This window comes from Sphingomonas arantia (assembly GCF_042682045.1).
In the GTDB taxonomy this organism is placed as follows: domain Bacteria; phylum Pseudomonadota; class Alphaproteobacteria; order Sphingomonadales; family Sphingomonadaceae; genus Sphingomonas_R; species Sphingomonas_R arantia.
In genome coordinates this window covers 74297-88524 of sequence record NZ_JBHUGS010000004.1, presented here as the reverse complement: position 1 = coordinate 88524, position 14228 = coordinate 74297, and the positions used below count along the sequence as shown (strand labels likewise).

The 14228-nt window shown below is 68.5% G+C and carries 11 protein-coding genes; 7 read left to right on the top strand and 4 right to left on the bottom strand.

Annotation, left to right across the window (positions count from 1 at the left end; genetic code table 11):
• Positions 1-200: 200 nt before the first annotated feature.
• From ACFSGX_RS14385 to ACFSGX_RS14375, 3 genes are all read left to right on the top strand, one after another.
• On the top strand, positions 201-1829 hold the full coding sequence (locus ACFSGX_RS14385; RefSeq protein ID WP_380930951.1) for an alpha-D-glucose phosphate-specific phosphoglucomutase: 1629 nt from the start codon (positions 201-203) through the stop codon (positions 1827-1829).
• 281 nt (positions 1830-2110) lie between these two features.
• Entirely contained in the window at positions 2111-2479 is a 369-nt protein-coding gene (locus tag ACFSGX_RS14380; protein ID WP_380930949.1) for a hypothetical protein, read from the top strand.
• A 113-nt stretch (positions 2480-2592) separates the two neighbouring features.
• The gene (locus tag ACFSGX_RS14375; RefSeq protein WP_380930947.1) at positions 2593-2892 is read left to right on the top strand and encodes an excalibur calcium-binding domain-containing protein; all 300 of its coding nucleotides are present in this window, start codon (positions 2593-2595) and stop codon (positions 2890-2892) included.
• A 333-nt stretch (positions 2893-3225) separates the two neighbouring features.
• Here the strand turns inward: ACFSGX_RS14375 and ACFSGX_RS14370 are convergent, their stop codons facing one another.
• From ACFSGX_RS14370 to prfB, 3 genes are all read right to left on the bottom strand, one after another.
• Positions 3226-4131, bottom strand: a complete 906-nt coding sequence (locus ACFSGX_RS14370) for a class I SAM-dependent methyltransferase (RefSeq protein ID WP_380930945.1) — start codon at positions 4129-4131, stop codon at positions 3226-3228.
• A 360-nt stretch (positions 4132-4491) separates the two neighbouring features.
• Complete coding sequence (locus ACFSGX_RS14365; protein ID WP_380930943.1) at positions 4492-5205, bottom strand: class I SAM-dependent methyltransferase; 714 nt, start codon at positions 5203-5205, stop codon at positions 4492-4494.
• Positions 5205-6332, bottom strand: a complete 1128-nt coding sequence (gene prfB / locus ACFSGX_RS14360; RefSeq protein ID WP_157177089.1) for a peptide chain release factor 2 — start codon at positions 6330-6332, stop codon at positions 5205-5207. The genes ACFSGX_RS14365 and prfB overlap by 1 nt, the downstream gene beginning before the upstream one ends.
• A gap of 170 nt (positions 6333-6502) precedes the next feature.
• On the opposite strand from prfB, the gene ACFSGX_RS14355 reads away from it, so the two are divergent.
• Both ACFSGX_RS14355 and ACFSGX_RS14350 read left to right on the top strand, forming a co-directional pair.
• A complete protein-coding gene (locus tag ACFSGX_RS14355) occupies positions 6503-7969 on the top strand; it encodes a S41 family peptidase (RefSeq protein ID WP_380930941.1) in 1467 nt (488 codons plus the stop codon).
• 292 nt (positions 7970-8261) lie between these two features.
• Positions 8262-9062, top strand: coding sequence for a hypothetical protein (locus ACFSGX_RS14350; RefSeq protein ID WP_380930939.1), 801 nt, complete (start codon positions 8262-8264; stop codon positions 9060-9062).
• 322 nt (positions 9063-9384) lie between these two features.
• Here ACFSGX_RS14350 and ACFSGX_RS14345 read toward each other — a convergent pair whose 3' ends face one another.
• Positions 9385-11922 carry a penicillin-binding protein 1A gene (locus ACFSGX_RS14345; protein ID WP_380930937.1) on the bottom strand — a complete coding sequence of 846 codons (2538 nt, stop codon included), beginning with the start codon at positions 11920-11922 and terminating at the stop codon, positions 9385-9387.
• Positions 11923-12063: 141 nt separating this feature from the next.
• Between ACFSGX_RS14345 and ACFSGX_RS14340 the strand changes: the two genes are divergently transcribed.
• Together ACFSGX_RS14340 and eutC are read left to right on the top strand one after the other, a co-directional pair.
• On the top strand, positions 12064-13464 hold the full coding sequence (locus tag ACFSGX_RS14340; protein ID WP_380930935.1) for an ethanolamine ammonia-lyase subunit EutB: 1401 nt from the start codon (positions 12064-12066) through the stop codon (positions 13462-13464).
• Positions 13457-14206: an ethanolamine ammonia-lyase subunit EutC gene (gene eutC / locus ACFSGX_RS14335; RefSeq protein WP_380930933.1), complete on the top strand. Its 750-nt coding sequence runs from the start codon at positions 13457-13459 to the stop codon at positions 14204-14206. The genes ACFSGX_RS14340 and eutC overlap by 8 nt, the downstream gene beginning before the upstream one ends.
• Positions 14207-14228 lie beyond the last annotated feature (22 nt).

Sequence of the window (14228 nt, the reverse complement as noted above, 5' to 3'; positions counted from 1 at the left end):
CCACCAGTAGCAGACGCCCGCAGCGCAGTTGAGGCGACGGACGCCGTCGATCCATCCTCCCCGGTCCGCAATGGCCGCCGATCGATCAATCACCCCCCGCCCCATCTGTCCCCCGTCGCCGCCCGACGCCCGCCCAAACTTGCGACCGTAACGATATCCGCATACCCCCGCCCCGCGACATCGCCCCGGGGGAACCACGCGTGATCCAGACCGTCCAGACGACCGCCTTCACCGACCAGAAACCCGGCACGTCCGGCCTGCGCAAGAAGGTCCGCATCTTCGCGCAGCCCCATTATGCCGAGACCTTCATCCAGTCCGTGTTCGACAGCCTCGCCGAGATCCAGGGCGAAACGCTCGTCATCGGCGGCGACGGTCGCTACCTGAACCGCGAGGTGATCCAGACCGCGATCCGCATGGCCGCCGCCAATGGGTTCGGCACGGTCCTGGTCGGCCGCGGCGGCATCCTGTCCACCCCCGCCGCCTCGCACATGATCCGCCTGCACAAGGCGTATGGCGGCCTCATCCTGTCGGCCAGCCACAACCCCGGCGGCCCGGACGAGGACTTCGGCATCAAATACAACATCGCCAACGGCGGCCCCGCGCCCGAGGCGATCACCGACGCCATCTTCGCGCGAACCAAGACGATCGACCGCTACCTGACGCTCGACACGCCCGACGTCGATCTCGACCGCGACGGCGAAACGCTGGTCGGTACCACGCGCGTCCGGGTCGTCGATCCGGTCGCCGCCTATGCCGATCTGATGGAGACCCTGTTCGATTTCCCCGCGATCCGCGCGATGATCGCGTCCGGCACCCGGCTGTCGTTCGATGCGATGCACGCGGTCACCGGCCCCTACGCCACCGAGATCCTCGAACGCCGGCTCGGCGCGGCGCCCAGCACGGTGGTGAACGGCACGCCGCTCCCCGATTTCGGCGGCCACCATCCGGACCCGAACCTCGTCCACGCGCACGAACTGCACGCGCGCATGATGGCCCCCGACGCGCCTGATTTCGGCGCCGCGTCGGATGGCGACGGCGACCGCAACCTCATCATCGGCCGCAACATCTTCGTCACGCCCTCCGACTCGCTGGCGCTGCTCGCCGCCAACGCGCATCTCGCACCCGCCTATGCGAAGGGCCTCGCCGGCATCGCCCGATCGATGCCGACCAGCCAGGCCGCCGACCGCGTCGCGGCCGCGCTCGGCATCCCCGCCTACGAAACGCCCACCGGCTGGAAGTTCTTCGGCACTTTGCTCGACGCCGGCCTCGCCACGATCTGCGGCGAGGAAAGCGCCGGCACCGGCTCCGACCACGTCCGCGAAAAGGACGGCCTCTGGGCGGTGCTCCTCTGGCTCAACATCCTCGCCGTCCGCCGGCAGAGCGTCGTCGAAATCGTCCACGACCACTGGTCGCTGTTCGGCCGCAACTATTATGCCCGCCACGATTACGAGGGCGTCCCCACCGCCGGCGCCGACGCGCTGATGACGGCGTTGCGCGTTCAACTCGCCACGCTGCCCGGCACGACGGTCGAGGGCCTCACCGTCACCGCGGCGGACGACTTCGCCTACACCGACCCGACCGACGGCTCGGTCAGCCTGAAGCAAGGCGTCCGCATCCTGTTCGACGGCGGATCGCGCATCGTGTTCCGCCTCTCCGGCACCGGCACCGAAGGCGCCACGCTCCGCCTCTACCTCGAACGCTACGAACCCAAGGACGGCAAACTCGGCCACGAAGTCGCCGAAGCCCTGGCCCCCCTCATCACCGCCGCCGAGAAGCTCGCGAACATCAAACACCACACCGGACGCACCGATCCCGACGTCATCACCTGACTCCCTCCCCCACCGGGGGGAGGGCCGGGGTGGCGGGCTTACGCAAGAAAGCCCGTCCAACCCAAACGCCCCAGAAAAGCCCTCTCCCCTCCGGGGAGAGGGTTGGGAGAGGGGAGCAACGCCTGTTGGCAAAGCCCAACCAAGCCACACCCCCCTCCCCACCTCTACCCCGATGGGTGGAGGGAGCCTGCCCCACCAAGCAAAACCGAAGAACCCCAACGGCGCGCCACCCCACCCTTTCCGCGTGCAACGCCGCCCCGCCTGCCGTAAAGGCAACCGATATGGAAAAGCCCCGCCTCGTTCTCCGCGCGCCTGCCGCGGCCGTCGTTCCCGCCGACGTGGTCACCCCGGTCCCGCCGGTCGTCACCACCGCGATCGCGCGCAAGCTGTGCCTGCAGGCCACCTACAACAAGACGTCGATCCGCATCGCGCCGCACGTCCTGTACACCCGCCACGACGATCCGATCCTCGACGCGGTCGTGCTCGAACGCGACGGCGCGAAGCCCAAACTGATCAAGCTCGGCGCATTCCGCCTCTCCGGCCTGACCGACCTGGCGCTGACGTCCTTCCCCTTCACCCGCCATCCGCAGTTCGACGCCGACAACCCGGCCTACGCCGACACCGTCATCCTGATGGCCACCCCGAACTGAGCCGGACTACGCAGACCCGTTCAACAACGGATCTGCGCGATGACCTGGCCGCGACCCGGATCACAGACCGCGCGCTTAACCCGTTCTTGATGCGGGCCGGCTAGGCCCGACCCGTGGCCACATCCAAACTCCCGACATTTGCGGTCCTGGCCGCGGCGTCCATCGTCGGTGGAGCCATCGGCTACGCCTCGCTCCCGTCCGCGCCGGCCGATGCGGACGCCGCCACCCCGATCCGCCGGCTTGCCGTCGCAAGCGTGACCGTCCGGCAGAGACCACCCCAGCCCGGCGACCATTGGGCCGGCTGCAACGGGCCACGCGCCGCCGGTACGGCACCGCTCTACCGCGGTGAACCCGGCTACCGCGAAGGCCTGGACGGCGACCGCGACGGGATCGCCTGCGAACCGATCCCCTGACATCTGAATTTCGCCGTCAGCCCGCGCAAGCCGTGATCGCCACCACCTCCGGCCGCCGCTTCAAGAGCTGCCCCCCCCTCAAGACTTCCGCGTCCTGCCAGGTCCAGCGCAACGGCCGAACCCTGCCAATGACCCTGCGGAAGTCCGAACCGACCTCAGTTCCGGTCAAACTATCTCAACCAATGCCTCGTGGCACAGCTCCGTACACCCACGCACGTGACCCGCGACCCAACCCCGTTCAGCGCGCGCTGGATCGTGCCAGCGCCGCTGTCCGTCGGCTTCATCCTGCGCAAAATGCAAGCCGTGCCGGTCAATGTGACGGCCGCCGCAACACTACATCGGCGTGGAAGCTGGCTCCTCGCGCGGCTTCTCGAGGATCGCACAAAATTCGAACCGGCCCATCGGCGTGTTGAAGATCCGCACCGGCTTGAGTTCCGACAGCCCCATCTGGAACAACGCATCGGTGATGTTCCGGAACGACGTCGGCGTGAAATACCACGCATGGACGTCGACATAGCCGCCGTCCGCCCGGTCATACTCCGCGATCGCGGCCAGGATCCGCGTTTCCTGGTTCGCCGGCTTGGATTCCCCGGACAGACCCTGCCAGTGCAGGGCCGGGTTGTTGTGCGTGGTCAGCGCGCGATGCTCGATGACATTCTGCAACGTATGGCGCGTCCGCCCCTCGCGATGCGCCTGCAACACGCCGGCGATCGTGCTCCCCGGGATCAGCGCGTCGAAACAATAGCGATGGTCCGGAACCATCAGATAATAACGGCCGCCCGGCTCCAGGATCTTCGCGACCGTATTCAAATGGCGGACCAGATCCGGCTGATGTTCGATCGCATGGCAACTGACCACGGCGGCAAACGACCGGTCGACGGTCGATATATCACCGACGAAATCGATCTTCGCTGGGGCCTTGGCCAGGTCATGCCCCTGTTCGATCGCACGCGCGCGCAATTCGTCCGCATCCAGAACGTCGAGATAGGCCACGTTCGGACCCGTCACGACCGGGCTGTAATATGGCCCGATCTCCAATATGTCCCCCTCGTCGCGCTGAACGATCTCCGCCAGGAACGTTTCGCGGAACGACAACGGCGATCCTTCGCGTCCCTCCTTGTGACCGATCACGGCGAAATGCGAGGCGGCCTGGGCATCGTCCAGCGCGCGCAGGTCCTCGTACCGACCGCGGTAATGCCCTGCGTCGAATTCGGGAGGGAGAACGGCAGAGCTTTCCATAAGGCGGACTCTATTTGAGGTCTATTGCTCTCGAATAGACACTCTATGCGTCAGTTCTGTGGACAACAAGACATTCCCCGACGCCCGTGGTTGCATAATTTATATACTTAAGTTTATTGATTTGAATTAGTCGATCGAGCCGCTCGCGACCCGAATCCAAAAGAAGCGGTGTAGCAGACGGGCGCTCAGGATGGTTCGCAGTGACCGATCGGCGCAACATTCAGGTAACGGCACCACGCCCAATGGTGCGCTCCGCTGACACGACAGGCCACGGCGGAAACGACCGGCGTGCCCGCTCCTGTTCTTTCTCAGACTGACGATGCAGTCAGCGGTGCCGGTCCCCGACCGTCACCACCAAGCTCACCCCCCGCAGGCCTTGATCGCCCCCGGCTCCGGTCGCGCCCCGCGCGCCTCGTACATCGCGAGGTACCCGCCCGCCGACGGCATCGCGCGGCGTTCCACCCGGACATAGCCCACCGCCGCGAATTCGCAGTCGAGCAGCGCCGGCGGCGTCCCGTGGTTCTGCGTCGGGCGGTCGGCATCGACCACCACCACGCGCCCCCCGGCGCGCAGCGAAGGCCGCAAATGCCACAGGAATTCATAGGGCGACGCGATCTCGTGATACATATGGACCAGGAACACCCGGTCGAAACTGTTCTCGGGCAGCTTCGGATCGGCCGGCGTGCCCAGCTTCACGCTCACCATGTCCAGCGCCTCGCGCGTCACGCGTTCGGCCAGCTTGTCGCGCACCGCGGGCAGGATATCCTCGGCCAGCACGCGCCCGTCGGGGCCCACGCGCTGCGCCAGGCGGATCGTGTAATATCCCTCGCCCGCGCCGATATCGGCGACCGTCATGCCCTTGCGCACGCCGCTATAGTCCATGACCGTCCCCGCCTCGCGCAGCCGGTCGCGCTCCTCCTCGTTCGACCAGCGGTCGGATACAATCGCCGCCACCGGGCGGTGCGCGGTCGGGAATTCGGACGGTTTCACCTTCGTGTCGCCCGCGGCCGGCGGGCTCGCCGCACCGCATGCCGCGACCATCAGCAACAGGCCCAGGCTCGCGGTCGTCCGCATCACTCCACGTCCTCCACGTCCACTTCCTCGCCCGTCACGCGCTGCGACAGGGCCGCCGCCATGAACTTGTCGAGATCACCGTCCAGCACGTCGCCCGGCGCGGTCGACGTCACGCCGGTGCGCAGGTCCTTCACCAGCTGATAGGGTTGCAGCACATAGGACCGGATCTGGTGGCCCCAGCCGATCTCCGTCTTGGCGGCATAGCCCTCGTCGGCCGCCGCCTCGCGGATCGCCAGCTCGCGCTCGTACATCCGCGCCTTCAGCTGCTTCAGCGCCTCGGCCTTGTTCTTGTGCTGCGACCGCTGGTTCTGGCACGCCACGATGATCCCGGTCGGGATATGGGTGATCCGCACCGCGGAATCGGTCGTGTTGACGTGCTGTCCGCCCGAGCCCGACGCGCGGTACGTGTCGATCTTCAGGTCCTTGTCCAACACCTCGATATCGATGTCGTCGTCGACTTCCGGATACACCCAGACGCTGGCGAAGCTCGTGTGGCGCCGCGCCGCGCTGTCATAGGGGCTGATCCGCACCAGCCGGTGCACGCCGCTCTCGGTCTTGGCGTAGCCATAGGCATTCTCGCCCTTCACCAGGATCGTCGCGGACTTGATCCCCGCCTGCTCGCCCGCATGATGGTCGATCAGCTCGACCTTCAGGCCCCGCCGCTCGGCCCAGCGCGTGTACATGCGGCTCAGCATCCCCGCCCAGTCCTGGCTCTCGGTCCCGCCCGCGCCGGCGTTCACCTCGATATAGCTGTTGTTGGCATCCGCCTCGCCCGCCAGCAGCGCGGTGACCTTGTCGCGCTCGGCGCGCTCGGCCAGCGCGGCCAGGCTCGCGACGCCGTCGTCGACCATCGCGCCGTCGCCCTCGGCCTCCGCCATCTCGATCAGCTCGCTCGTATCGGCCAGCTCACCCTCGATCGCGCGCGTCGCGTTGACGGCCTCGTCCAGCCGCCGGCGTTCGCGCATCACCTCCTGCGCGGCCTTCGGGTCGTTCCACAGCGTCGGGTCCTCGACGCGGTTGTTCAGCTCCTCCAGCCGCCGCAGCGCCCGATCCCAGTCGAGGAAACGGCGCAACAACGCCAATGCGGCATTGATCTGGTCGGCGTGGGCTTGCGCTTCGGCGCGCATGACAATTCTCCGGTACGGTCGCGGCGGCCCCACTAAGGCCGCCGCGTAATCGACAGCAAATAGGGGACATGCCCGGCCTTCCGCAACCCGCGACGTCGCGCGCCCGCTTTGGCGCTGGCGTATTGCCCGGAACATATTAGGATCACCGCAATATTCCGGGGGGGTTTGTCATGCGGTATCGGCGTTCGGGTGTCCTGTTGTCTGTTGCGGCGCTGCTGTCCGCATGCGGTGGCGGCGGTGGCGGCAGCGCACCCGTCACCGGCGGCACGACTCCCACCCCGACACCGACCCCGACGGCCACGCCCACCCCGACCCCGGTCGCCTCCACCGGCTGCTCGCTGCGCGAACGGCAGGACTGGGCCGCCGCGCAGCTGCGCGAATGGTATCTGTTCCCCGAAACGTTGCCGGCCAGCCTCGATCCCACGCCCTACAGCTCGGTCGATACCTATGTCGACGCGCTCACCGCCACCGCGCGCGGCCAGCGCCGCGACCGCTATTTCACCTACCTCACCTCGATCCGGGGCGAGGACGCGTTCTACGCCACCGGGTCCAGCGCCGGGTTCGGCTTCCGCCTGTCGGGCGATACCGCCGCGCGCCGCCTGTTCATCGCCGAAACCTTCGAAGGCACGCCGGCGGCCGGCGGCGGCATCGAACGCGGCGACGAAATCCTTGCCATCGGGTCTGGCGATACGCCGCTCCGCCCGGTCCGCGAATATTACAACTTCGGCGGGGCCGATCCGATCGGCGTCGCGCTCGGGCCGAACACGCCCGGCCTCGTCCGCACGCTCCAGGTCACTGGCCCGGCCGGAACGCGCCTCGTCACGCTGACCAAGACGGAATATGACATCGCACCCGTGTCCAGCCGCTACGGCGCAAAAATCCTCACCGACGGCGATCGCCGCGTCGGCTACGTCAACCTGCGCACCTTTATTTCCAGCGCCGATCCCGCGCTCCGCACCGCCTTCGCCAACTTCCGGGCACAGGGCATCACCGACATCATCGTCGACATGCGCTACAATGGCGGCGGGCTCATCTCGGTCGCCGAAAACCTCGTCGATCTGCTCGGCCGCGACCGCGCCGCCACCGACGTGCAGGGCTACACCTCCTTCCGCCCGGAAAAGGCGACCAACGACACCGTCCGCTATTTCCGCACCGTCGCCGAATCGGTCGCCCCGACGCGCGTCGCGTTCATCGGCACTGGCGGCACCGCGTCGGCCAGCGAACTCGTCATCAACGCCTACACGCCCTACCTGCGCAACCGCGCCGCGCTGATCGGCAGCAACACCTACGGCAAGCCCGTCGGCCAGATCGCGCTCGATCGCCCGGCCTGCGACGATCGGCTCCGCGTGGTCGCCATCGCGGTCCAGAACAGCGCGCGCTCCGCCGCCTATTTCGACGGCCTCGCCACCACGGTCGAGGCCAGCTGCGCCGCCAACGACGACATAAGCTTCCCGATGGGCGACCCCCGCGAATCGAGCACCGCCCGCGCGCTCGACTTCCTCGCCGGCCGCCCCTGCACCCGCATCACCGCCACGACCGCCAGCGGCATCGGCTCCCGCAGCCTCGCCACCGACCGCGAACTCCTGATCCCCGCCAAGCCCGACACCGCCCAACGCGAGGTCCCCGGCCTGTTCTGACAAGGCCGCCGCCGCCAAACCCCGTTCGGCTCGACCACCAACCTCCGTTCGGTTCGAGCCTCAACCCCCGTTCGATTCGGTTACCACCCTCCGTTCGGTTCGATTACCCCCCCTCCGTTCGGTTCGAGCCTGTCGAGAACCCGGCGCAGTTCTCGACAAGCTCGAACCGAACGGAGGATGGATCCGGCCCCATCGCCACTCCCCACCCCCCACCACACCCGCATTGTCCGCCCGCGCCGATCCCCCTAGACACGTCACCGCACCCCGCGCCCCTCTTCGACAAGGACATCGCGTGACCGTCATCCGCCGTCTCGGCATCGGCCTGCTCGCCGTCCTCGCCCTGCTCTTCGTCTTCGCGCGCTACCCGGCCTGGGGCGGCGACCGCCTGGTGGTCGCCGCGCGCACCAATTTCCACAAGGGGCCCTACACCGCCTATGCCCAGCCCTGGGGCGGCGATGCGGACCCGCTCTACCGCTACTGGGCGACCTACGCCGACACGATGCGGATCGACCCCGCGCGCTTCCCGAACAACACCGCGATGCACTGGCGCTGGCCGCCGCACGCGCCGCGCGGTGCCGGCGTCTGGGCCTATGACTTCATCGCCTACGGCAATTACGACGGCGGCCCGCCCGAAACGCCCGTGCCCCCGCGCCAGATCGACCGCATCCGCACGCTGCGCCACGATTTCGCCTGGACCAGCACCGGTCTGGGCCGCGCCAACGTCCTCACCGAATTCTACCTGCGCTCCGATCCGGCCGACAGCGAATCCAAGCTGCTCGAAATCGGCTTCCTCCTCTCCGCCCCGCCCCGCACGATCGCCTTCGCCGACGGCGGCAAGCCGATCGGCCAGTACCGCGACGCCGCCGGGCGCGAATGGAAAGCATCGCTCAACGAGAAATACGTCCTGTTCCTGCCCACGGACAACGCCCCGGTCGCCAAGGGCACGCTCGACATCCTCGCCGCGCTCCGCTGGCTGAAGGCGCAGAAGCTCGTCACCGGCACCGAATGGTTCACCGGCATCGCGATCGGCGCCGAACCCATGGCCGGCTTCGGCCACCTCCAGATCGACCGCTGGAAGGTCGACTACGAGTAACCGCGCGGTCGGCGCCCCCCAAATCCGTTCGGTTCGAGCCTGTCGAGAACTCGCGCAGTTCTCGACAAGCTCGAACCGAACGGGGGGAGGTAAAGCCCCGCGTCATCCAAGAAGCTGCCCCCAACCCCCGCCCATCCCGAGCGAAGTCGAGGGCCCGTTCGAGCGAAGCCGAGAAGCCGACCGTGCCTCACCGCTCACCTCCGACGCGCTAAGGCTAGGTGCGAGCCCCAAGCCTTTAGTCTAGGCCAAAACCCCCAACCCCGTTCAGTTCGAGCCTGTCGAGAACCGCGCGCAGTTCCCGATCAACCCGACGAGCGGACCCTCAGTAAATCCCGCCCTGCCGCTCCATGAAGTCGGCATCCTTCGCGCGCTGCGCCCGCCGCGCGGTTGCGGCTTCCGCCTCCGCCGCCACCGGGTCCTTCGGCCGACCGCGCGCCGCCAGCGAGGACCGCCGGATCGACCGCCGCGGTTCGCTTTCCGGCTTGAACGCTTCCCAGATCACCGGCGCCAGCGGATCGTTCGTCGGCCACGTGCCGTAAACCTTGCGCCCGGACCTGCGGTCGATCCGCACCATCCGGATCCCCGGCGGCGCCTTGAACGGCACGACCGGCATGTCCGCCATCGCCACCTTCGCGAACTGCTTGAAAATCGGCGCCGCCAGCGTCCCGCCCTGCGCGTAACCGCCCATCGGCCGCGGCTTGTCGAAGCCCATGTACACGCCCGCGACCAGATCCTGCGATCCGCCCACGAACCACACGTTGGTCGGCCCGGTCGACGTCCCCGTCTTGCCGAACAGCGGGCGGTTCAGGTCGCGCAGCGTCGTCGCGGTCCCGCGCTGCACCACGCCTTCCAGGATATGCACCGTCTGGTACGCGGTCATCGCGTCCATCGCCTGCTTGGTCCGTATCCGCGGGCGCGGCATCGGCTTGCCGTCCCAGTCCTTCATGTTGCACCGCTCGCACGGCCGCATGTCGGCGCGGAAGATCGTCTTGCCGTGCCGGTCCTGGATCAGGTCGATCAGCGTCGGCTTCAACGACCGCCCCTGGTTAGCCAGCATCGCATAGGCATTGGTCAGCTTGGCCACCGTCGTATCGCCCGCGCCCAGCGAGATCGCCAGCACCGCCGGATAGGTCCCGATATCCATCGCCTTGGCGGTCGCCACGATCTTGTTCATGCCGGTCTGCGATGCCGCACGCACCGTCATCAGGTTGCGCGACTGCTCCACGCCCCAGCGCATCGTCTGGAGGCCCGCCCCGCGCGCGCCACCGAAATTGACGAAGCATTTCCGCCCCAGCCGCGCGGACTGGTACACGCAGAACGGCGCATCCATGATCATCGTCGCCGGCGTCATCCCCGCGTCCAGCGCGCTGGCATAGACGAACGGCTTGAAGCTCGATCCCGGCTGCCGCATCGCCTGCGTCGCGCGGTTGAAATCATTGCCGCGTTCGTCGAACCCGCCCTGCATCGCCAGCACGCGGCCGGTATGCGGGTCCTCCGCCACCATCGCGCCCGACACTTCGGGGATGTTGCGCAACACCCAGTCGCCGCCCTGGCGCTTCACCGCGATGATGTCGCCCGCCTTCATGTACCGGAACGCCGTGCCGCCGATCCCGCGGCGCGGCATGGCCGCACCCCACGCCGGCAACGTGCCGGTCGATCCATCGGTGAACCCGATCGTCGCTGCGCTGCCCGCCTTGTCCAGCACCACCGCCGCGCGCCAGTCGTCATACCCGACGCCGACATTCGCGCGCACCAGCCCGGTCCGCCACGCGCCGCCCGCGCCCAGCTCGCTCGCGTCGATCGTCGCGATCGCCCCGCGCCACCCGCGCCCGGCGTCGTACCGCATCAGCCCGTCACGCAGCGCGTCCTCCGCCGCCTTCTGCACCTTCGGGTCGAGCGAGGTCCGCACCCACAGCCCGCCGTCATAGACGCTGTACGGCCCGCGGTCGGACTTCTCGCCATATTTGGCGATCAGTTCGCGGCGCACATCCTCCAGGAAATATCCACCCGCCGGACGCTTCGGCGGGCGTGCCTTGGCCACCGTGCCGAGCGGCGCGGCATCCGCCTCCGCCCGCTGCGCCGCGGTGATATAGCCGTTCGCCTCCATCTGGCGCAGCACATAGCCGCGCCGCGCCATCGCCCGGTCCGCATGGCGTTCGGGCGTCAGCGTCGACGGCGCCTTGGGCAACACCGCCAGATACGCGGCCTCCGGCAGGGTTAGCTGCCCGACATCCTTGTCGAAATAGGCGCGCGCCGCGGACTGCACACCGTAAGCGTTCCGCCCCAGGAAGATCTGGTTGAGGTACAGCTCCAGGATCTGCTGCTTGGTCAGCGCCGCCTCGATCCGCCGCGCCAGGATGGCCTCGCGGATCTTGCGCGCCGGCGAATATTCGTCCCCGACCAGCAGGATCTTGGCCAGTTGCTGCGTGATCGTCGATCCGCCCCGCGCGCGTTCGCCCGACCCCATCTTGGTCAGATATTCGAACACGCCGTTGCCGAACGCCAGATAGTCGATCCCGCCATGGTCGAAGAACGTCTTGTCCTCGGCGGACAGGAACGCGCCGACCAGCACCTTGGGAAACTCGTCGAACGACAGCTCGACCCGCCGCTCGCGCATGAACGCATAGACCGGCTGCCCGTTGATATCGCGCACATTGGTCGGCAGCGCCGGCTCATACGCCAGCAGGCGCTCCGCCGACGGCAGGTCGCGCGCGAACACCATCCAGAACCCGCCCACCGCCACGCCCGCCAGCAGCGCCAGCACCGCCAGCACCCGCACCCAGCGCCGCGCGAACAGCGCCCGCATATGGCCGGGCCCACGGCGCAACCGCACGTGCATCGATTCCGCTGTCTCGTCCATCGCGCGCCGGTCTAGGGGACCCTGCCAGACTTTACCAGACGGGGCAGATTTCGCCCGAACGCCCCCCGCAGGCGCCGGCATCGTCCGCACTGGCCATCCCGCGCGACATCGGTCAGGATCGCTGAAACCGCGAGGCCACCCATGTCCGCACGCCACATCGATCTCGCCGGCACGCGGCACCGTTTCGACGGGCTGGAGCATGTCCTCGCCGCCGCGACCCCGCTGCGGTCGGGCGATACGCTGGCCGGCGTCGCGGCCGACAGCGCGGAACAACGCGTCGCCGCGCGTTGGCTGCTCGCCGATCTGCCGCTGACCACCTTCCTCGCCGAACCGATCATCCCCTACGAAACGGACGAGGTCACCCGGCTGATCGTTGACACGCACGACACCGCCGCCTTCGCGCCGCTCGCGTCGATGACGGTCGGCGCGCTGCGCGAATGGCTGCTCGCCGACACGACCGACGGCGCGGCGATCGCGGCGTGCGCGCGCGGCATCACGCCCGAAATGGCGGCGGCGGTGTCGAAACTGATGCGCAACCAGGATCTCGTCGCGGTCGCGCGCAAGATCCAGGTCGTCACCGCCTTCCGCGACACGATCGGGTTGACCGGCCGGCTCTCCGTCCGGCTTCAGCCCAATCACCCGACCGACGACCCGACCGGGATCGCCGCGTCGATCCTCGACGGGCTGCTGATGGGGGCCGGCGATGCGGTCATCGGCATCAACCCGGCCGGCGACGCCGTCGCGCGCGTCGCCACGCTGCTCGCGATGATCGACGAGATCCGCGACGGGCTCGCCATCCCGACGCAGTCCTGCGTGCTGACGCATGTCACCAACACGATCGAACTCGTCCGCCGCGGCGCGCCCGTCGACCTGTGTTTCCAGTCGATCGCCGGCACCGAAGCCACCAACCGCAGCTTCGGGATCGACCTGGCGCTGCTGCACGAGGCGCAGGACGCGACGCTCGGCCTGGCCCGCGGTACGATCGGTCACGACGTGATGTATTTCGAAACCGGCCAGGGTTCCTGCCTGTCCGCCGACGCGCATCACGGGGTCGATCAGCAGACACTCGAATGCCGCGCCTATGCGGTCGCCCGCGCATACCGGCCGCTGCTCGTCAATTCGGTGGTCGGCTTCATCGACCCCGAATATCTCTACGACGGCAAGCAGATCCTGCGCGCCGCGCTGGAGGATCATTTCTGCGGCAAGCTCATGGGCCTGCCGATGGGGCTCGACATCTGCCACACCAACCATGCCGAGGCGGATCAGGACGACATGGACACGGCGCTGACGATGCTTGGCGTCGCGGGCGTCAGTTTCATCATGGGCGTTCCGGGCGCGGACGACATCATGCTCGGCTATCAATCGACCAGCTTCCACGACGCACTCTACGCGCGGCAGGTGCTGGGGCTCAGGCCCGCGCCGGAGTTCGAGGCCTGGCTCGCCACGATCGGGCTGACCGACCCGGCCGGTCGCCTGCGCGAACCCGGCGGCGCAGCACTCGGCGACCACGGCGTGCCCGCCCTGATGGCGCTTCTTGGCTGATCTCCCCGCCCCGCTCGATCTTGCCGCCCGGCTCCGCTCGCTGACGATCGCGCGCGTCGGTCTCGGCCGGGTCGGCGTCGCGCTGCCGACCCGGCCGATGCTCGATTTCCAGCTCGCCCATGCCCGCGCGCGCGATGCGGTCCACGCCGCGCTGCCGATCGGTGCGATCGCCGTCGCCGGCCACGCCGTCATCGACGTGCGCAGCCGCGCGGCGGATCGGACCTGCTACCTCCACCGCCCAGACCTTGGCCGCCGGCTCCACCCCGACGACGCAGCACTGCTGCCCGCGGGCGAGCCCGACCTCGCCATCGTCGTCGCGGACGGCCTGTCCGCGGTCGCGGTCGAACGCCACGCCTGCGCCCTGATCGCGGCGCTGCTCGAACGGCTGCCCCACTGGACCGTCGCACCGATCGTCGTGGCGCGCCAGGCGCGCGTCGCGATCGGCGACGAGATCGGCGCCGCCTTGCGCGCGAAGATCGTCGTCGTGCTGATCGGCGAGCGTCCGGGGCTCAGTTCGGCCGAAAGCGTCGGCGCCTACATCACCTGGGCCCCCGCGCGTGGCCGTCGCGACAACGAACGCAACTGCGTCTCGAACATCCACCCGCCCAACGGACTTGACTATGCCGAGGCCGCGGACGAGATCGCCACGCTCTGCCGCGCCGCCCGCGATGCCGGCCGGACCGGCGTGCTGCTCAAGGATTTCGCCGGCGACAGGTTGCCGGACGCCGCCACGCCACGCTGATCCGCAGGCCCGCGCGCCATCG